16 protein-coding genes and 1 pseudogene are annotated in these 18,510 nt (G+C 66.9%); 8 read left to right on the top strand and 9 right to left on the bottom strand.

All coding sequences use genetic code 11. The features are described 5' to 3' along the window. The first annotated feature begins 354 nt into the window (after window positions 1-354). Window positions 355-1,680, top strand: coding sequence for a glycoside hydrolase family 1 protein (locus NX1_RS02325; RefSeq protein ID WP_068052978.1), 1,326 nt, complete (start codon window positions 355-357; stop codon window positions 1,678-1,680). A 46-nt stretch (window positions 1,681-1,726) separates the two neighbouring features. On the opposite strand, the gene NX1_RS02320 is transcribed toward NX1_RS02325, so the two are convergent. Next, window positions 1,727-3,058, bottom strand: a complete 1,332-nt coding sequence (locus tag NX1_RS02320) for a PucR family transcriptional regulator (protein WP_084500875.1) — start codon at window positions 3,056-3,058, stop codon at window positions 1,727-1,729. Window positions 3,059-3,448: 390 nt separating this feature from the next. Further along, window positions 3,449-3,619, bottom strand: coding sequence for a hypothetical protein (locus NX1_RS35885; RefSeq protein ID WP_157119488.1), 171 nt, complete (start codon window positions 3,617-3,619; stop codon window positions 3,449-3,451). A 142-nt stretch (window positions 3,620-3,761) separates the two neighbouring features. On the opposite strand from NX1_RS35885, the gene NX1_RS02315 reads away from it, so the two are divergent. Next, window positions 3,762-4,985: a cytochrome P450 gene (locus NX1_RS02315; RefSeq protein ID WP_068052976.1), complete on the top strand. Its 1,224-nt coding sequence runs from the start codon at window positions 3,762-3,764 to the stop codon at window positions 4,983-4,985. Beyond that, complete coding sequence (locus NX1_RS02310) at window positions 4,982-5,545, top strand: TetR/AcrR family transcriptional regulator (protein ID WP_068052973.1); 564 nt, start codon at window positions 4,982-4,984, stop codon at window positions 5,543-5,545. Before NX1_RS02315 ends, NX1_RS02310 begins: the two co-directional genes overlap by 4 nt. A 71-nt stretch (window positions 5,546-5,616) precedes the next feature. Here NX1_RS02310 and ctaD read toward each other — a convergent pair whose 3' ends face one another. After that, the gene (ctaD, locus tag NX1_RS02305) at window positions 5,617-7,371 is read right to left on the bottom strand and encodes an aa3-type cytochrome oxidase subunit I (RefSeq protein ID WP_068054065.1); all 1,755 of its coding nucleotides are present in this window, start codon (window positions 7,369-7,371) and stop codon (window positions 5,617-5,619) included. A 396-nt stretch (window positions 7,372-7,767) separates the two neighbouring features. Between ctaD and NX1_RS02300 the strand changes: the two genes are divergently transcribed. Then, window positions 7,768-8,502 carry a TetR/AcrR family transcriptional regulator gene (locus tag NX1_RS02300; protein WP_068052970.1) on the top strand — a complete coding sequence of 245 codons (735 nt, stop codon included), beginning with the start codon at window positions 7,768-7,770 and terminating at the stop codon, window positions 8,500-8,502. Window positions 8,503-8,544: 42 nt separating this feature from the next. Here the strand turns inward: NX1_RS02300 and NX1_RS02295 are convergent, their stop codons facing one another. The 3 genes from NX1_RS02295 to NX1_RS02285 all read right to left on the bottom strand — a co-directional run bounded on the left by NX1_RS02295 (window position 8,545) and on the right by NX1_RS02285 (window position 11,074). Continuing rightward, complete coding sequence (locus NX1_RS02295) at window positions 8,545-9,534, bottom strand: AurF N-oxygenase family protein (RefSeq protein WP_068052967.1); 990 nt, start codon at window positions 9,532-9,534, stop codon at window positions 8,545-8,547. A gap of 123 nt (window positions 9,535-9,657) precedes the next feature. Further along, the gene (locus NX1_RS02290) at window positions 9,658-10,353 is read right to left on the bottom strand and encodes a TetR/AcrR family transcriptional regulator (RefSeq protein WP_068052964.1); all 696 of its coding nucleotides are present in this window, start codon (window positions 10,351-10,353) and stop codon (window positions 9,658-9,660) included. Window positions 10,354-10,390: 37 nt separating this feature from the next. Continuing rightward, window positions 10,391-11,074 carry a MerR family transcriptional regulator gene (locus NX1_RS02285; protein WP_245668278.1) on the bottom strand — a complete coding sequence of 228 codons (684 nt, stop codon included), beginning with the start codon at window positions 11,072-11,074 and terminating at the stop codon, window positions 10,391-10,393. A gap of 99 nt (window positions 11,075-11,173) precedes the next feature. Here NX1_RS02285 and NX1_RS02280 point away from each other — a divergent pair, with 99 nt between their 5' ends. Continuing rightward, window positions 11,174-12,907: a GMC oxidoreductase gene (locus NX1_RS02280; RefSeq protein ID WP_068052958.1), complete on the top strand. Its 1,734-nt coding sequence runs from the start codon at window positions 11,174-11,176 to the stop codon at window positions 12,905-12,907. Window positions 12,908-12,919: 12 nt separating this feature from the next. Here NX1_RS02280 and NX1_RS02275 read toward each other — a convergent pair whose 3' ends face one another. Then, window positions 12,920-13,369, bottom strand: coding sequence for a hypothetical protein (locus tag NX1_RS02275; RefSeq protein WP_157119487.1), 450 nt, complete (start codon window positions 13,367-13,369; stop codon window positions 12,920-12,922). 529 nt (window positions 13,370-13,898) lie between these two features. Between NX1_RS02275 and NX1_RS02270 the strand changes: the two genes are divergently transcribed. Further along, window positions 13,899-15,134, top strand: a complete 1,236-nt coding sequence (locus NX1_RS02270) for a lipase family protein (protein WP_373864858.1) — start codon at window positions 13,899-13,901, stop codon at window positions 15,132-15,134. A gap of 124 nt (window positions 15,135-15,258) precedes the next feature. Here NX1_RS02270 and NX1_RS02265 read toward each other — a convergent pair whose 3' ends face one another. Both NX1_RS02265 and NX1_RS37630 read right to left on the bottom strand, forming a co-directional pair. Continuing rightward, window positions 15,259-16,095 (bottom strand): peptidoglycan-binding domain-containing protein, encoded by an 837-nt coding sequence (locus NX1_RS02265; RefSeq protein WP_245668277.1) that lies wholly within the window; start codon window positions 16,093-16,095, stop codon window positions 15,259-15,261. A gap of 453 nt (window positions 16,096-16,548) precedes the next feature. Further along, window positions 16,549-16,911: pseudogene (locus NX1_RS37630) on the bottom strand (sigma factor-like helix-turn-helix DNA-binding protein); the annotation flags it as partial. Between the two features lie 197 nt (window positions 16,912-17,108). Between NX1_RS37630 and NX1_RS35880 the strand changes: the two are divergent. Together NX1_RS35880 and NX1_RS02255 are read left to right on the top strand one after the other, a co-directional pair. Next, a complete protein-coding gene (locus NX1_RS35880; protein ID WP_157119486.1) occupies window positions 17,109-17,261 on the top strand; it encodes a hypothetical protein in 153 nt (50 codons plus the stop codon). A 286-nt stretch (window positions 17,262-17,547) separates the two neighbouring features. After that, window positions 17,548-18,510, top strand: a 963-nt coding sequence (locus tag NX1_RS02255; RefSeq protein ID WP_169812163.1) for an acyl-CoA dehydrogenase family protein, incomplete at its 3' end; no start/stop codon positions are given.

The following is an 18,510-nucleotide window of genomic DNA, read 5'->3' as shown; positions in this document are numbered from 1 at the left end:
TTGTTGTTGAAGGTGATCCGTGATGGCCCTTTCGGTAAGGTGAGCTTTCATGGTTAGATGCGCATATCTACGTATCAGCATGTTGATTGCCAGACCGGCAAGCCCACCGTGATGCACAGTCATTGGGCCGCCCCGAAAGCGCAGGTGGTCCCCGGCCTGCGCACTCCCCTCCCCTGGCCGACAAGCCCGTCATTCCGAGCTCCTCCCCTACCCGAATCGGCTTGCCGCGCTTCGCAATCCTCCCCCGACACGGTCGGGTGACCAGTTACAGTGTTCGCCGTGGCCCCACCCGACCCGGCGCTCTCGCCGCCGGGGGTCCACGAGCGCCGGTCACCCGTTCGGAACAGGAGTTCGATGCGATCCCCCAGTCGCCGCCGCGTCTTGGCCACCCTCGCCGCCACCACCGCCACACTGCTCGTCGGCGGTAACGCCCCTGTGCAGGCCCGCCCCGCGCCGCCCACACAGGTGCAGCCGTTCGGCAGCGACTTCCTGTGGGGCGTCGCCGCGTCCGGCTATCAGTCGGAAGGCCATGCGCCGGATAGCAATTGGTCGCGGTACGTCGCCGCGGGCAAGACCGAGGATCCGTACGAGAACGCGATCGACTTCTACAGCCGGTACCGATCGGACATCGAACTGGCCGCTCAGCTGGGGGTGCGCGTGTACCGCATCGGCATCGAATGGGCGCGGCTTCAGCCCCGGCCCGGCGAGTGGGACGAGGCGGGCTTCCGCTTCTACGACAACGTGGTCGCCGCGATCCAGGCCGCGGGCATGCGGCCGATGCTGACCATCGACCATTGGGTCTACCCGGGCTGGGAGGTCGACCGCGGCGGCTGGCGTAACCCGGCCATCGTCGCGGACTGGCTGGCCAACGCGAGGCGGGTGGTCGACCGTTACGCCGGCGCCGACCCGCTCTGGGTGACCTTCAACGAGCCGATCATGTACATGCTCAACGAGGTCCGCCACGGCGGCATCGGACCGGCCGACGTGCCAGCAATGCACGACCGAATCGCCCAGGCGCACAACGCCATCTACGACCACATCCACGCGGTGCAGCCCAGCGCGATGGTGACCAGCAATGTCGCCTACATCCCCGCCGCCGAGGACGTGGTCGACAAGCCGCTCATCGACAAGATCGCCGCCAAGCTGGATTACATCGGCATCGATTACTACTACGGCCTCTCCCCCGACAACCTCACCGGGATGACGAACTTCACCGAGCTGTGGAAGAACCCGCTACAGCCCGAGGGCATCTATTATGCGCTCCAACACTATTCGCACGCCTTCCCCGGCAAGCCGCTCTACATCGTCGAGAACGGCATGCCCACCGAGAACGGCCTGCCGCGCTGGGACGCCTACAGCCGCGCGGACAATCTGCGCGACACCGTCTACTGGCTGCAACGCGCGAAGGCCGACGGCATCGACCTGATCGGCTACAACTACTGGAGCCTCACCGACAACTACGAATGGGGTTCCTACACACCGCGTTTCGGCCTCTACACGGTCGACGTGCTGACCGACCCCGCACTGACCCGGCGCCCGACCGACGCCGTCGCTGCCTACCGCGCCATCACCAGCGAAGGCGGCGTCCCGGCCGACTATCTGCCGACGCGACTGCCGAAGGAATGCTCCTTCGTGGACGCACTCGCCAGCTGCGCCGATCCGGTCACTCTGCCCCGCTGACAGGCCCGCTTCGGCGTGCGGCCCGGCGCCGCGCGCCCGGGGCCCGTCAGGAACGCCGAACGCGGGGCGACGCGGCGATGTCGTGCACCACGGCGTCCTGCTCGCCTGCGCGTTCCGGCTCGCCATAGCCCGCGAGCGGAGGCATTTCGCCGGCCGGATCTCCGGTGCGGTGCGCGCGGGCGACCAGCGCCGAGCGCAGATACCACAGGCCAGAGGCCTGGGTCGGGTCGAACGCGATCAGCTGACCAATCCGCTTGAGGCGGTAGTCGACAGTGTTGGTGTGCACGTGCAGCAGGCGCGCGGTCCGCTGCCGGTTCAAGTTGGTGCCGATGTGCATCTGGAGGGTTTCCAGCAATTCGGGATAGTCGTCCAGCGGATCGAGCAGCGAGCCGAGGAAGTCACGCGCCGGGCCGGGGCGGGTGAGCTGATATTCCAGCGCCAAGTCGTTGAAGCGGTACAGACCCGGCGCGCTGTTCATCCGGTGCACCATGTCGAGCAGCTCGTGCGCTTGGTCGGCGGCCTGCGGGATGCGTTCGGGTGTGGCCTCGACGGCACTCGCGCGCACCGGAACCTGGGCGGCCCTGGACAGGTGGATGACCAGTTCGTCCAGTTCCGCGTCGGCGAGCGTCGTGGTCGGGATGAGGATGGTGCCGCCGTCGACGCTCAGCAGCGAAAGGGCGCTGTCGCCGCACCGGGTGGCCAACTCGGCTTGCAGCCTGCGCAGTTTGCGCCGGGCGACCACTTTGCCGTCCAGCGCGGGATTCTTCTCGTCGCGGTGTGGCGGCACCGCCAGCGCGAGCACATGATAGGACTCGGCGACCTGGATGCCGCATTCGCGGGCCATGGTCGAAGTGCTGTTGCCGCCGAGCAGCGCCGAGGTCAGCGTATGCACCGCCGTGTGGTGTTCGCTCACCACGGCGCGTAGCTCGCGCACGTACGCCACCGAGACCGTCGTGATGATGGTGTCGAGGATGTCCATGAAGCGACGGGCCACGTTCACCAGGCTCTCGTGGTCCTGGGTGGTGGCGTTCGCCAAGATCAGGTCGAAGCCGAGTTTGAAGCCCTCGTGAATGGCGTGCTGGATGGTGTCGATCGGAATGCCTTCGCGCGCCCAGCCCGCGGCAGCGGCGCCGACCCGCTCGATGTCCTCGCCGCCTTCGTTGCCGTCGAGCATCTGCACGGCCAGTTCGAGGCACACCTTGGTCACGGCGGTGACGTCGCCGCTGAGCGCTTCGCCGGGCAGCGTGCCGCACGGCACCACGTTCTTGACGAAGTGCCCCACCATGCGCTGAGAAAGCGTCCTGGTGTCCTTGAGGTGTGTCGAGACCGGACGGCCCGAGACGATGAGATCTGGATCGGCCATGTTGGGGGCGGTCATAGCGGGTCCTTCCGGCCGGAATTGCACAGCGATCCAACGTAACGGGAATCACGGTTACGGTGGGCCACCTCGGCCAGGCATTGTGAGAGTTGGGTCCGCTGCCCACAGAGATTTGTGACTTGTTACAGAGGATGCGGGTCAGGTTTGGAAGGTCGGCTCCCCTGACGACCGCGGAGGCCATGTTGCGCAGCGGCTCTTTTCCGGTGACCGGCAGTCGTTGTGGAACGACACGCATACCCGCATCGAGTGCAAATCGGGTGCGCACCCAGTTGGCACCGTGGTCGGGGCCGAACAGGTCATCGACGAGCACGTCGCCCCAGCAGTAGACGTGATCGCCGAACAAACCGCACGTGATGCCGAGTCGCGCGGCACGCCGGAACTGCTCGGGTGTCATCGCCCGCAATGCTCTAGGCGCGGCCGGTGATCCGGGACGCGGATATCTGGCCAGCGCGCGAGGTCGGCGTGCTCGCGGGCGAGCAGGTCCGGGCCGGCGAGCTGGTCGGCGAGGACGGGCCCGATGACCGACAGCCCCGCGGGCGCCTCGGAGACCTTCCCGGTCATGCGCCCGTAGTCGTCGCGCGCATAGTGCCCGCCGACCGGATCGGGCAGTCGCAGGGTTTGCAGGCTCCCCCGAACTCTCGAAGACCGGCGCTCACTGAAACGCGTTCTAGACAAAGGTGGTCATTCGTCTTACGGTCGATATATGCAGGCGAGTTTGTCACAAACAGGCGGGTTCGTACTCCGGTCCGGCGATACCTGGCGCGATCCCTGGCCGATGTACGCCCAACTGCGCGACCACGCCCCGGTCCACCGCGTGATGCCGGACGACCGTCCCGATGAGGACTACTACGTGCTCTCCCGCTTCGCGGACGTCTACGACGCGGTGCGCGACGCGCAGACCTTCTCCTCGGCCTCCGGCATCACGGTCGACTACCACGATCTGGAGAAGATCGGGCTGGGTGAGAACAAGCCGTTCGTCTTCACCGACGCCCCTGACCACACGATGTTCCGTCGCCGGGTGGCCAAGGGATTCACCCCGCGGCAGGTAGAGGAGATCCGGCCCGCGGTACGGAAATTCGTGGTCGAGCGCATCGAGCGGCTGCGCGAGGCGGGCGGCGGCGACATCTCCGCCGAGCTGTTCAAGCCGCTGCCGACCATGGTGGTCGCGCACTATCTCGGTGTGCCAGAGGCGGATCGGGCGAAGTTCGACGAATGGACCGATAGCATCGTCGCGGCCTCGGCCACCGGCAACGTCTACTCGGCGCAGGCCGCCGTCGGCGAGCTCACCCAGTACTTCACCGCGATGATCGAACGCCGCCGTCTCGAACCGGCCGACGACACGGTCACCCACCTGGTGGCCTCCGGCCTCGGCGAACCCGACGACATTCCCGGCATCCTGCAGATCATCGGCTTCGCGTTCACCATGATCACCGGCGGTAACGACACCACCACCGGCAACCTCGGCGGTGCGGTGCAATTGCTGACCACGCACCGCGACCAGCGCAGGCGCCTCATCGAGGACCCGAGCCTGATCCCCGGCTCGGTCGACGAGTTCCTGCGGCTCACCTCCCCGGTGCAGAACATGGCCCGCACCGTGACCAGGGATGTCGAGATCGAGGGCGTCACCATCCCGGCGGGCAGGAGGACGCTGCTGCTGTATGCCTCCGCCAACCGCGACGAGCGCGAATTCGGGCCGGACGCAGCGGAATTGGATGTCACCCGCAGGCCGAAGACGATTCTGACCTTCGGCCACGGCAACCATCACTGCCTCGGCGCGGCGGCCGCCCGCATGCAGGCCACCGTCGCGCTGCAGGAGCTGCTCGCCCGCTGCCCGGACTTCACCGTCGACCTCGACGGCGTCCGCTACGCGGAGGGCAACTACGTGCGGTGGCCGGTGCACGTTCCGTTCGTGGCGAGCGGAACATGACCGGCGACTGGCTGGCCGATCAGCGCGCCGAGCTGGCGGCGCAGCGAATCCTCGATGCCGCCGCGCGCCTGTTCGCCGAACGAGGCGTCGCCAACACCCAGATGGCCGATATCGCCAAGGCCGCGGGATGTTCCCGCGCGACGGTCTACCGCTACTTCGAGAACCGGCACGCGGTGCGGTTGGCCTTCGTCCACCGGGAGGCGCGCCGCATCGGCGCCGAGGTGGTCGCCGAGGTCGACGGAATCGCCGATCCGGGTGAGCGAATCGTGGCGGCGGTGCTGACCGCGGTGCGCGCGGTGCGCGCCGACCCCTTGTTGATCGCGTGGTTCCGGCCCGCCGATGCCGGGCTCGCGGTGGAGATCGGCCAATCCTCAGAGGTCATCGCGGCGCTCGCGACCGCGTTCCTGCCGGATTCGATTGCCGGGGACCGAGATCGAGCGCAGCTCGCGCGCTGGCTGACGCGGATCGTCGTCTCGCTGCTCACCGTCCCCGGTGTCGACGACGCCGACGAACGCGCGATGCTCGAGCACTTCGTCGCGCCGCTGTTCGCCCGAGCCTGACCGCCACACGTCCCGAAGGCCGCGGACACCGAAGCTGTTGCCGGTGTCCGCGGCCTTCGTGAGTGACGCGCCTAGGCCTCCCGGTCGGCCGCCGTCGCGGCCGGTTCGCTGACGGCTTGGCCATGCCGCGGCGCGCCCCAGCCCACGTGCGCTTCGGCGCGCATGCGGTCGACCATGTGCGGATAGTGCAGTTCGAATGCCGGTCGCTCCGACCGGATCCGGGGCAGTTCGTAGAAGTTGTGCCGCGGCGGCGGGCAGGTGGTGGCCCACTCCAGCGAGTTGCCGTAGCCCCACGGATCGTCCACCGTGACGGGTTCGCCGTACCGCACGCTCCGGAAGACGTTCCAGATGAACGGCAGCAGCGAGGCGCCCAGGATGAACGAGCCGATGGTGGATACGGTGTTCAGTCCGGTGAAGCCGTCAGAAGGCAGGTAGTCGGCGTAGCGGCGCGGGAAACCCTCGGCACCGAGCCAGTGCTGCACCAGGAAGGTGGTGTGGAAGCCGACGAGCGTAGTCCAGAAGTGCCATTTGCCGAGCCGCTCGTCGAGCATGCGGCCGGTCATCTTCGGGAACCAGAAGTAGATGCCCGCGTACGTCGCGAAGGCGATGGTGCCGAAGAGCACGTAGTGGAAGTGCGCGACGACGAAGTACGAGTCGGTGACGTGGAAGTCCAGCGGCGGGCTGGCCAGGATCACACCGGACAGACCGCCGAACAGGAACGTGACGATGAAGCCGACCGCGAAGAGCATGGGCGTCTCGAAGGTCAGCTGACCGCGCCACATCGTGCCGATCCAGTTGAAGAACTTCACGCCGGTCGGCACCGCGATGAGGAAGGTCATGAACGAGAAGAACGGCAGCAGCACCGCGCCGGTCGCGAACATGTGGTGCGCCCACACGGCTACCGACAGGGCGGCGATGGCCAGCGTCGCGTAGACCAGGGTGGTGTAGCCGAAGATCGGCTTGCGCGAGAAGACCGGGAAGATCTCCGAGACGATGCCGAAGAACGGCAGCGCGATGATGTAGACCTCCGGGTGGCCGAAGTACCAGAACAAGTGCTGGTACAGGAGCACGCCGCCGGTCGCCGGGTCGTAGATGTGGCCGCCGAGGTGCCGATCGTAGGCGATGGCGAACAGAGCGGCGGTCAGGATCGGGAAGACGAGCAGGATCAGCACGCTGGTGACGACGATGTTCCAGGTGAAGATCGGCATGCGGAACATGGTCATGCCCGGTGCGCGCAGACAGACCACGGTGGTGATCATGTTGACCCCGCCGAGGATGGTGCCGAGACCCGAGACGGCAAGGCCGAGGATCCACAGGTCGCCGCCGACGCCCGGCGAGTGCATGATGTCGCTGAGCGGCTGGTAGGCGGTCCAGCCGAAGTCGGCCGCGCCGCCCGGCGTCACGAAACCCGCCGTCGCCATGGTCGCGCCGAACAGATACAGCCAGTAGCTGAGGGCGTTCAGGCGCGGGAAGGCGACGTCGGGCGCGCCGATCTGCAACGGGAGCACGATATTGGCGAACGCGAACACCACGGCCGTCGCGTAGAACAGCAGCATGATCGTGCCGTGCATGGTGAACAGCTGATTGAACTGCTCGGTGGACAGGAATTGCAGGCCGGGCCTGGCCAGTTCGCCACGCATGAGCAGCGCCATCAGTCCGCCGATCATGAAGAACGTCATCGACGTGACCAAATACATCTGGCCAAGCATCTTCGGGTCGGTCGTGGTGACCAACTTGTAGATGAACGACCCCTTCGGCCCCCTCCGTTGGGGATACGGCCGGATGGCCTCGAGTTCCGGCTCCGGCCTGGGAGCTACGGCAGTCACCACATCCTCCTCGTGCATCAGATTCCGGTCCGTAGGACGTGTCGCCAGTGCGGATCCCCACGGGTCGAACGACGGCGAGCATACGCCGGGCAATTACGCAAGAGTGCGGATTCGGCCAGTTGTTGCCGTGTCGTTGTGCGCCGCGCGACCAGCGCAGATGTGAACCGAACATTTGCCCCGCCGGCGACTTGGCGTTGCTCCATCGCGACACACCGCGCCGACCGTGATCCGCCAGACACCCCGGCGTCGCTCGGTTATGGTCGGCATGTCATGACCGCCGGGCTCGGTGCCCTCGCGACACCACCCTGCGGGTCCGGCGGTCATGCGCCACCCCTCCCCCACGGCCTCGGAATCGACAACGCCGCCCCCGGTCCCCCCGTGTTCTAGACTCGTGCCGTGCCGACGTCCTCGTCACCCGCCCCGCAGCCGATCGGTGGCAGGCGGGCGCGCTGGCAGCCGCACAACGATCGGCGGCGCGAACGCATCGTGACGGCCTTGATCGAGCTGATCGAGGAGACGCCGATGGGCGTCGAGGTTCCGATGCAGCAGATCACCGAGCGCTCCGGATTGTCGAAATCGGTGGTGTATCGGCAATTTTCGGGACGTGACGAACTCGACCGGCGCACCAGGACGGCGATCGGCGATCGGTTCACCGACGACATCGACACCGCACTCGACATCTCCGACGGCTCCATCCGCGTCATCCTGCACCGCACCATCGCCGCGGTGGTGGACTGGATCGACAGTCACGCGCGTCTCTACGACTTCCTGCGCCGCGGCCCAGCCCTCGGCGACCCCGATGACGTAGACGCCGTGAGCAGCCTCGAAGACCGGATCGCGGGTCGCACCCGTCGGCTGGTATCGGGTCTGGCCGGAGTGGTCGGCGTGGTGGACGAGGCGGCCGCGGACACGATGACCTTCGCCATCGTGTCCATGACCGAAGCCACCGTGTCGCGCTGGGCGCGCGATCCGGACCGTGCCATGGGCCGCGACGAACTCGTCACCGAACTCGCCGGTTACGCCTGGAGCGTGCTCGACGGAGTGGCGCGGGCGCACCGGCTCACTTTGGATCCCGACGAACCGCTGCTCGCGGCGCTCGCCCGGCTGTCCAGCGTCGACACCGCGCCTTGAGCCGCTTCCGGCCCGTTCGCGGACGCGGTGCGCGAGAAGTGTTCAGGCGATCCGGCGTTCGGGTTCGCTGCGGTAGCGCGCCGCGTCGCCGTCGATGTGCAGCATCGACCACACCCGCTTGGTGACCGGGTTCATCAGACCCAGCTCGCCCGCGAGCTTGCGGATGTCGCCGAAGTAGCCGGACAGGATCCGGCGCGACTGCGGCCCCTGCCAGAACGCCTCACGGAACACTTCGCGCGGGATGTCGAACCGCTTGGCGAACGAACGCGACGGCACCATGATCTCACCGGCCAGCCAGCGCATTGCCAGCGGAAAAGCCAAGGCGCACAGGGCTTTACCCGCAGGGCTCATCCGTTCGATGTGCGCCTTCAGGAATTCGTTTGCGAAGGAGATGTGCCGCGCCTCCTCGGCGATGTGGATCTCCATGGTGCGCAGCACGGCGGGCGGGATGTTGCCGCCGTCGCGGATGATCGCCTTCTGGTAGTGGTCGATCGGCTCCTCGCCGCCCAGGATGCCGATGAACAGGATGACGTGCGCGTAGCCGCCCGCCACGCCGATCAGCGGGGACAGCGCGCGGAAGATCGGCCGCATGCCGGGCACGTCGTCACCGATCCGGTTCACCAGCTCCTGGAACATCTGGATGTGGTTGCACTCTTCGGTCATCTCGTGCAGGCAGTAACGGAACTCCGGGGAGCCGTTGGGCAGCTTCATGATGTACTGCATCATCCCGCGGATCAGCACGCTCTCGAAGGCCGCGCCCACCTTGACGACGTTCGCGGTCCGCCAGCGGCCGATCTCGATCTGGCGCTGCCGCGGCAGGTTCCGATACCAGTCGGTCGCGCCGAGCGGATCGAACTCAGGGGACAGGATCCACCGCGGATCGTCCTTGTCGATCGCGAACTCGGGGCCATCCCAGTCGATGTCCAGGTACGGGTCGAATTTCCGGTGCACCGAACCCTCCGACAGGGTGTCCAGCGTCTCCCAGTACTCCCGATCGAACAGTCCGGTACGAACCGATTCGGACAGCGTCATCGATGCCTCCTCGCTCCTGCCGGCGCTCGGCGCCGGCACTGCGCACGCTCCTCGCGTGGTGGGATCCAGAATATATGGGACCGACGGTCCCACACAATGGGGCGGGGGAGGTTCGTCCGGGGTTCAGTCCCGGAAACCCAGCAGATCCAGCAGGTTGTCCAGCATCAGCTCGAACAGTTCGGTGCGGTCGGCGAAGGTGTCGCGCCCGTACATGTCGAACACGTCGAAGCTCACCGCGCCGAAGAGCGCACTCCAGACCGAGACGCCGCGCGACACCAACCAATCCGGCACGTCGAGGCCGAATTCGTCGCGGACGTTCGCGAAACTGCCCGCCAGCGCGGTGGAGACCCGCACCGGCCGGGCGGGACCAGCCAAGCGGCCCGCCGCGTACGCGTCGGCGAAGACCCGCAACAGGGCGGCGATCACCCGCACGCCCGGGTCGACGGTCTGCTCGGCGGGCGCTTCATAGCCGGGCACCGGCGAGCCGAAAAGCAGTCCGTACCAAGCGGGTTCGGCCAGCGCCCAGGCGCGCACCGCGCGGCCCGCGACGCGCAGACGTTCGGCCGGATCGTCGGGCGCGCCGACCAGGGCCTCGTCCACCGCGTCGCCGAGCGCGTTGTAACCGTCCACCACGAGCAGGGTCAGCAGCTCGTCGCGGCTGCGCACGTACCGGTACACCGCCGAGGACACCACGCCGAGATCGCGGGCCACCGCGCGCAGCGAGAGCGCCGCGGCGCCGTGCGTCGCGAGGTGTTCGCGGCCGATCCGCTTGATGTCCTCCATTGTCTGGGCTCTCGCCCTGGCGCGCGGCGTGCTCATGGCAGTCACCTTAGGGTGAACACTGCTCGCGGTTTCGTCAGCCGTCCAGTTCGCGGACCGCGCGCTCGATTTCGTCGGCCAGGGTCGCGCCGCCGACCTCCCAGGCGGCCGCGCGGAAGCGCTCACGGAAACGGCTCAGGTCGGTGCCGATGCCCTCGCCGCCGTAGCTCGTCGCGGCCGCGTCGCGGAAGGTGCGCACCATCTCGTCGGCCAGCTCGGCGATCCTGGCGCGGATGAGTTTGCGCAGCGCGCCCGCGAGCGTGATGTCGGTGCCGACGTCGTAGAGGATCAGCGCGCCCTTGAGCATCGGCTGGTCGGGGATGCGCCAGCCTTCCTCGTACCGTTCGACGTACTGCGCGGCGATGAGCTCGTCGAGGACGTCGGCTCGGCGATCGCCGAGCAGCGACGACAGTTCGTCGTCATCGATCACGACCGACTGGTCCGCCGCGCCCGCGTACCGCGGATCGAGCACCGACCGCCAGTCGGCGTTCGCGCCGCGCTGCGCTTCGGCGTCGAACACCTCGCGGATCGCTTCCAGGCGCAATCCACGCGCCTGCATACCGGAGATGTCGCGCAACCGATCCAGATGCTCGTCGGTGTACACCGCCTCCTTGCCCGCGCGGCCGGGTTTCGGCAGCACACCGAGCGAGTGGTAGTAGCGGATGGTGCGCGCCGGTACACCGCTGAGGTCGGCCAGCTGGACTCGGCTGTATCGGGACACGCGAATCAGCATAGAGACCCGGCCGATCCTTCGTTGACAGCTCCTACTGTCCGCATTAGCGTAACGCGGGTCACTGTCGACCGTCCGAGGAGTTCCCGCATGTCCCAGCGAGCAACCGACTTCGATGTGCTCATCGTCGGTTCCGGTTTCGGCGGGAGCGTCACCGCGCTGCGCCTGATCGAGAAGGGCTACAAGGTCGGCGTGCTCGAGGCGGGTCAGCGCTTCGCCGACGACGAGCTGCCCAAGACCAGCTGGGATCTGCGCAAGTTCCTCTGGGCGCCCGCGCTCGGCTGCTACGGCATCCAGCGCATCCACTTGCTGCGCGACGTACTGATTCTCGGCGGCGCCGGTGTCGGCGGAGGTTCGCTGAACTACGCCAACACCCTCTACGTGCCGCCGGAGCCGTTCTTCCAGGACCCGCAGTGGCGCGACATGACGGACTGGCGCGCGGAGCTGACGCCCTACTACGAGCAGGCCCAGAAGATGCTCGGCGTGGTGCGCAACCCGCACATGACGCCCGCGGACGAGATCTTCAAGAAGGTCGCCGAGGACATGGGCGTCGGCGACACCTTCGTGCAGACCCCGGTCGGCGTGTTCTTCGGCGAGCCGGGCAAGACGGTGGCCGACCCCTACTTCGGCGGCGTCGGCCCCGAGCGCACCGGCTGCGTGGAATGCGGCGACTGCATGGTCGGCTGCAAGTTCGGCGCCAAGAACACCCTCGTGAAGAACTATCTCTACCTCGCCGAGCAGGCAGGCGCCGAGGTTGTCCCGATGACCACGGTCACCGCGCTGCGGCCGCTGCCCGACGGCACCTGGGACGTCGAGACCAAGCGCACCGGCGCGCTGGTCCGCAAGCAGCCCAAGACCTACACCGCCGCGCACGTGGTGCTCGCCGCGGGCACCCGCGGCACCCAGAAGCTGCTGTTCGACATGCGCGACAAGGGCGTGCTGCCCGGCCTCTCCGACCGCCTCGGCGTGCTGACCCGCACCAATTCCGAGTCGATCGTCGGCGCGGCGACCAGGAAGGTCACCCCTGGCGTCGACTTCACCAAGGGCGTGGCGATCACGTCCTCGATCCATCCGACACCGGACACGCACATCGAACCCGTTCGCTACGGCAAGGGTTCCAACTCGATGGGCCTGTTGCAGACGCTGATGGTGGACGGCGGCGGCCGCATCCCGCGCTGGCTGCGGTTCGTGCTGCTGGTGCTGCGCCACCCGATGCAGCTGTTGCAGTTCCTGAGCACCAAAGACTGGAGCGAGCGCACCATCATCTCGCTGGTGATGCAGCACTTGGACAACTCGATCACCACCTACACCAAGCGCGGCCTGTTCGGGCGCAAGCTCACCTCGAAACAGGGCCACGGCGAACCGAATCCGACGTGGATCCCGGTCGGCAACGAGGTGACTCGCAAGGTGGCCGACGAGATCGGCGGCATCGCGGGCGGCAGCTGGGGCGAGATCTTCAACGTTCCGCTCACCGCGCACTTCCTCGGCGGGGCCACCATCGGCGCGGACCCGGCGCACGGCGTCATCGACGGCTACCACCGCGTCTTCGGCTACCCGACGCTGAGCGTGGTAGACGGCGCCGCGGTCTCGGCGAATCTCGGCGTGAACCCGTCGCTGACGATCACGGCGCAGGCCGAGCGCGCGGCGGCCTTCTGGCCGAACAAGGGCGAAGTGGACACCAGGCCGTCGCAGAGTGACGGGTATCAGCGCATTTCGCCGGTCGCCCCTGCCAAGCCCGTGGTTCCGGCCGGTGCGCCCGCCGCGCTCGTGTTGCCGATCACGCCGGTGCGCCGCGCCGACGAGGAGACACCGGCCGCGGGCTGAGCCGTAGCCGGCCTATGGTCCAACCGGCACCAGCGGCACCGCCTGCGCGTCGGGAGCCTGGGAGATCGGTTCGAATTCCTCGAAGTTCGACTCGGCGGGAAGACTCACCGGAAAACCGTCCGCTTCGAGCGCGCCGCCGAGGATGTTCTCCCAGCGCGCCCGATAGGTCCCGGCGACGACGCCGCCGAGAGGTTGCAGCACTATGGAATAGATGCCTGCTGGAACCGCATCGAACCGGATCTCCAGCGAGGTACCCACCGCGAACGAGGCCGCCGAAGTCTTCACGCCTTCCGGTATTCCGCCCGGCGTGCGGAGCATGAGCGCGAGAAAGAACCCGTCGTCGTTCTGGTCGACTTGAAGTCCGAGCACGATGTCGACGGTCCTGTCGAGGACGAACTCGGTCACCTTGCTCGGCATGAGGCCGTTGGTAGTAAACGATCCCGAATCGAATTCAACCGACATAACATTCACCGCTTCGAGTAATGGATGGCTGTGTCCGAATGGACGGCACGGGTCGTGCCATCAGCGAGTTTTGCACCGACGCCGGCCTCTCGAACGGGTAGTCGCCTACTCGAGTTCTGGAAGCCGATCGGCGTGTCTCGGCGCGGATCGTCGCGACCAGCACCGAGGTATATCCGATTAACCGAGCATGCCGTCGGGCGCGAGATGAGATAGCTCCACAATCGCCCTCCTAGCGTGAGGCACGGTTAACCGCAGTCGAGGCAGGACGGATCATGATCGGCGGCCGCCGCGCACGCCGGCATCCAGAGAGCCGCCATGTCGAACAAAACCGCTGCTAGATAGCCTAATCATGGTCGCTTTGGGCGGATCGTTCTAGCTCGGATCGTCGCCTTCAGACGCGATTCGGCACGTGCGCGACGCGTCTTCGGCTTACTCTTTGACGTGTCGCTGAGCGTTTGCTGACAAAGACACTCGAAATCAAGCTGGCTGGTCGATGAATTCCGCGCACAATCCGTGGAGGTCAAAGCTCGTGACTCGTCCGTTTCTTCGTTTTCCCGGCGCCAAGCGCAACCGCGTGACCGACATCCTCGGTGCACTCGGAGGTTTAGCACTCGGGCTGCTGCTCGTCGCGACAGCAACCGCGGAACCGTTGTATCCGCGGCCCGATCCCGACCCGTTCTACGCCGCCCCGCCGGATCTGGCAGCGCACCGGCCCGGTGACGTGCTCGACGTTCGGGAATTGCCGCCGCTGCTGCTCTTTCCCGGCGCCACCGTGCGGCTGGTCGAATTCCGATCCAGCGACTCGCACGGGACGCCGATCGCGGCCACCACCACGATCCTCACGCCGCTGATCAACCGGCCCGACGCGCCGCTGCTGTCGTATCAGCATTTCATCAATTCGCTCGGCACCGAATGTGCCGTATCGCGCAAGCTCTACTCCGGCGATCCGAATCTGATGACCACGGCGCCGGTCCTGAACGTGTTTCTGCAGCAGGGCTGGAGTATCGCGCTGCCGGATCACCTCGGGCCGCAGTTCGCCCTCGGAGCCGCCCGGCTGGGTGGTCAAATCACCTTGGACGGCATCCGTGCGGCCAAACGACTACCGGAGCTCGCCCTGCAGGCCAGTCCGGTGGTGATGGCCGGTTACTCCGGCGGAGGCATCGCCACCTCATGGGCGGCGGCGCTGCAACCGTCGTACGCACCCGAACTGGCACTCGCGGGCGCGGCCATCGGCGGCGTCCCGATGAACCTGGTGACCATGGCGGAGGCGGTGCGCGACGGTTCGCATCCGGCCTTCGGACTGGTGATGGCGGTGGCGATGGGCCTGGAACGGGAGTATCCGGACCAGGTGGCGCTCACCTCGTACCTCAATCCGCGCGGTCTCGCGGTGCGCGACGCCTTGGCCAACAGCTGCACCAACGAACTTCTCGCGATCGGCGCCAACACCGGTGTCGGCGATTACGTCGCCAACACCTCGGTGTTCGACAGCCCGGAGGCGCGGGCGGTGGTGGAGCAGAACAGCCTGGAGCTCTACCCCGGGGTGCCGCAGATACCGATGTTCGAATGGCATTCGCCGACCGACCCGCTGATTCCGGTCGACGCCATCGTCAACACCGACAACCGCTGGTGCGGGTCCGGGGTGCCGTTGCAGACGCTGCGGGTGTCCGCGCCCGAACACCTATCCGCCGCGTTGATCGGCGCACCCGAGGTGTTGCCCTGGCTCATCGCCCGGGTTCACGGCGAGCCCGCGCCCAGCAACTGCTGACGTATCGACGGTTCGAGGCGGGCGGTCATGCCGAAAGGGCACGGCCGCCCGCCTCGACGATGCTGCCGTAGTCGTCCGGCGCTACGTCGGGCGATCCTGGCTGCACGTACTGATGCGCTGTCGGTCAGAACATGTCGACAACCCACACCTCGAAGTCCTCATGGGGGTTGTTCGGTTGGCTTGGGTCGGCGATGCGGTGCTGCTGAATCACGGTCCCGAGGCTGAGGATATCGGCACGCGGGGTCCGGAACAGCTCTTGGTTCGACGCATAGGTGAACCGGCACCCGCCGACCAGCGCAGACTGAGCCAGCCGCCGGATTTCGCGGAGAGTCACCGCGCTGAGCGGTGAACTGCGCACACAGATATCGCTGGCGCATCCATCGACCAAGGTCGAAGTCATCGGCCTGCCCTTGGCGTGCTGAGTTTCGGTCGCGAAGTCGGTGAAGCCGACGTAGTCGGTCTCACCTTCGCCATAGATGTTGAGTCTCATCGCGTTCCCGATGGGATTGATCGGTGTGCCTCGATGCTGGGCGCGGCCGTCCGGCCCCGGATTGGCCACTCGCGGACGGGTCGGACAACCGGCGTGATTGTGCGGAAGGCCCGCCTCGCTCGGCGAGACGAGGCCGCTCTCCGGTGGCCCGGTGTTCTCGAATTCGAAAACCTCGTCGTCGAGAGTCTTGATCGTGCGCTTGCCGACGACACGGTCGGCCGTGGTCTGTCCGGGGGCAAGGATGCGGCGCGCGTTCTTGTAGTCCTCGACCGCATCGCCGGTGGCGCTCCCGAATTTGCCGTCGACTTCCAGTTCGGCGTCGTCGACCTCGTTGAGCGCGATCTGAATTCGCCGCACGTGTTCGCCGATGCCGTTGATCCCTTCCCCGATATGCGCTGGATCGGAAATCAGGCAGCTCTCCAGCTGTTGGTCGGCGGCAGGCGAGGTCAGCAGCATGCTTTTGAGTCCCACGGTTCGTCATCCCTTCGAGGTGGTTGCTCGGCAGTGGCCCACGAAGCCGAACAGCATGTGTCCGAGCACCACGGCGTGAACGCTCCTTGTCAGGGCCTCTTGCGGTCGGATCGCCGGTAAGGGAGAAAATAGGTTCGCGAGGCAGGCCAGGCGTGAGTAATGGACTACTCGAATCGCGGATCTCCAGACAGCGACGCTCGCCCGGGCGAAAACCCAGGTCGGGTGAATTCGAGGCGGATTGCGAGTTGTTTTCTATATGGTTGTGGCTGAAGGGCTTCGACGAGCGTGTGCCCAGATCCGGTCCATGGGGTCGGCGGCCACACCGAACGGTCGTGGGCCGGTTGCGGCGGGCCACCGGCGCTCGTATCGAGTTCGATCGTGGCTTTCACCGTGTGGTCGCGGTCGATAACGGTGATCGTGCCGTCGCCACTGTTCGCCACGAAAACGCCGGTCCGCGGATCGAACGTCACACCCGCGCCCAAGACCGACATCCGGCGCGAGGGTGTCGAGCAGGCAGTGCAGATCGCCGGTCTCGACCGCTCGTTGGAACGCACCGAGCGCTTCTCGGGTCTCGACGGGAGATACGGCTCCGCGCGGCCGGCGCGCGGCGACGTGCGTGCGGGCGCGGTGGGCGATCTGGCGGACCGCGGCGGCGCTCTTGTCGACGCTCGAGCGATCTCGTCGTAGCCCATGTCGAACACTTCCCGCAGCACGAACCACCGCCCGGTCGGTCGGTGTGAGCGTCTCGCGCACCAGCAGCATCGCCATCGACACGTCGTCTGCCAGCTCGACGTCCTCGGCGACGTCGGGCGCGGTGGGCGGCACGGTCGTGGCGATGCCGGGCACGGTCCCGGTGGGCACATGGGAAGGCGCACGGCAAGCGGGGGCGGCACTGACGCCTCCCGGCCGGTGGCCAGGTCACCGTCATCGGAGGCGGCCTGACAGGCATCGGGACAGCCGCCGAGATCGCTTACGCCAGGCGCGACCTCAGGGCGCGACTCATCGGCTCGTCGGTGGGCGGGGATCTCTCCGACGGAGCGTACCGGCGGCTGCGGGCCGGACCGGAGCGGCCGGCGGTCGAGATCATCGACGATATGGTCAACGAAGTCAGCTCGGGCACAGCGCAATTCGATGGCGTCGTGCGCCAGCGTCGGGAGTGGACCTGAGCTCGGATCTGACCCCTATGGGCGATCGTCGCTGACGTTCGCATCCAGGGTGCGGACCGTCGGCGCTCGTCGACGATCTCGGCGATAATCCATCGGTAACTGTCGGTCGCGAATCTTGGGAGGTACTTCTTTAGTTCGCAGATCGGATGCGAAAGATACTCCATAATGGTCAGTAACTTACGACTGCCTTTCCGGCTTCCCGCCTGCCAGAATTTCGGCTGGGCGTGATCATGTGCGCCCGACAGATCTCGGCAACCAGACCGAGAAGCGTCGGAAGGACAGGCCGATGGGGCACTACAAGAGCAATGTCAGGGACCTGGAGTTCAACCTCTTCGAGGTGTTCGGCCTCGAAGAGGTCTTGCGGACCGGAGCATTCGGCGACCTGGACGGCGACACCGTGCGGACGATGCTCGCCGAAGCCGCGCGGCTGGCCGAAGGGCCGGTCGCCGATTCCTTCGCCGAGTCCGATCGCAATCCGCCCGTCTTCGACCCGGAGACGCGCTCGGTGCGATTGCCCGACGCTTTCAAACGGTCGGTGCGCGCCTGGTACGACGGCGAGTGGTGGCGCATCGGCAAAGCCGAGGTGATCGGCGGTGTACCCGCACCGCGGATGGTGGATTGGGCTATCAGCGAATTCGTCCTCGGAGCGCAGCCTGCCGCGTTCATGTACGCGGGCGGACCTGGTATGGCCGACATCATCAACGGCATCGGCACCGAGGAACAACGCCATTGGGCCGCACTGGCGGTGCAACGGCGATGGGGCGCCACCATGGTACTGACGGAGCCGGACGCCGGTTCCGATGTGGGCGCGGGCCGGACCAAGGCGGTCGAGCAGGAGGACGGCTCCTGGCACATCGAGGGCGTCAAGCGCTTCATCACCTCCGCCGACTCCGACGACCTGTTCGAGAACATCCTCCACCAGGTGCTGGCGCGCCCGGAGGGCGCCGAGCCTGGTACCAAGGGGCTGAGCCTGTTCATCGTCCCGAAGTACCTCTTCGATTCCCGGACAGGCGAACCCGGTGAACGCAACGGGGTGTTCGTCACCAACCTCGAGCACAAGATGGGCCTGAAAGCCTCTGCCACTTGCGAGTTGACCTTCGGCGGCCACGGCAAACCGGCGAAGGGCTGGCTGGTCGGCGACGTGCACAATGGCATCGCGCAGATGTTCGACGTCATCGAACAAGCCCGGATGATGGTGGGCACCAAGGCCATCGCGACCTTGTCGACCGGGTACCTCAATGCGTTGGAA

Source organism: Nocardia xishanensis NBRC 101358, assembly GCF_001613365.1.
GTDB classification, from domain to species: domain Bacteria; phylum Actinomycetota; class Actinomycetes; order Mycobacteriales; family Mycobacteriaceae; genus Nocardia; species Nocardia xishanensis.
Note: the sequence above shows the minus strand (reverse complement) of the source record. Positions and strands in the feature narration are given on the sequence as shown.

Bases quoted from the DNA above. Each gene is read 5' to 3' on its own strand.
- NX1_RS02325 (WP_068052978.1), top strand. From the start codon at position 355: ATGCGATCCCCCAGTCGCCGCCGCGTCTTGGCCACCCTCGCCGCCACC.
- NX1_RS02275 (WP_157119487.1), bottom strand. From the start codon at position 13,369: ATGTCGGTTGAATTCGATTCGGGATCGTTTACTACCAACGGCCTCATG.
- NX1_RS02310 (WP_068052973.1), top strand. From the start codon at position 4,982: ATGACCGGCGACTGGCTGGCCGATCAGCGCGCCGAGCTGGCGGCGCAG.
- NX1_RS02315 (WP_068052976.1), top strand. From the start codon at position 3,762: ATGCAGGCGAGTTTGTCACAAACAGGCGGGTTCGTACTCCGGTCCGGC.
- NX1_RS35885 (WP_157119488.1), bottom strand. From the start codon at position 3,619: ATGACCGGGAAGGTCTCCGAGGCGCCCGCGGGGCTGTCGGTCATCGGG.
- NX1_RS02290 (WP_068052964.1), bottom strand. From the start codon at position 10,353: ATGAGCACGCCGCGCGCCAGGGCGAGAGCCCAGACAATGGAGGACATC.
- NX1_RS02320 (WP_084500875.1), bottom strand. From the start codon at position 3,058: ATGACCGCCCCCAACATGGCCGATCCAGATCTCATCGTCTCGGGCCGT.
- NX1_RS02280 (WP_068052958.1), top strand. From the start codon at position 11,174: ATGTCCCAGCGAGCAACCGACTTCGATGTGCTCATCGTCGGTTCCGGT.
- NX1_RS02295 (WP_068052967.1), bottom strand. From the start codon at position 9,534: ATGACGCTGTCCGAATCGGTTCGTACCGGACTGTTCGATCGGGAGTAC.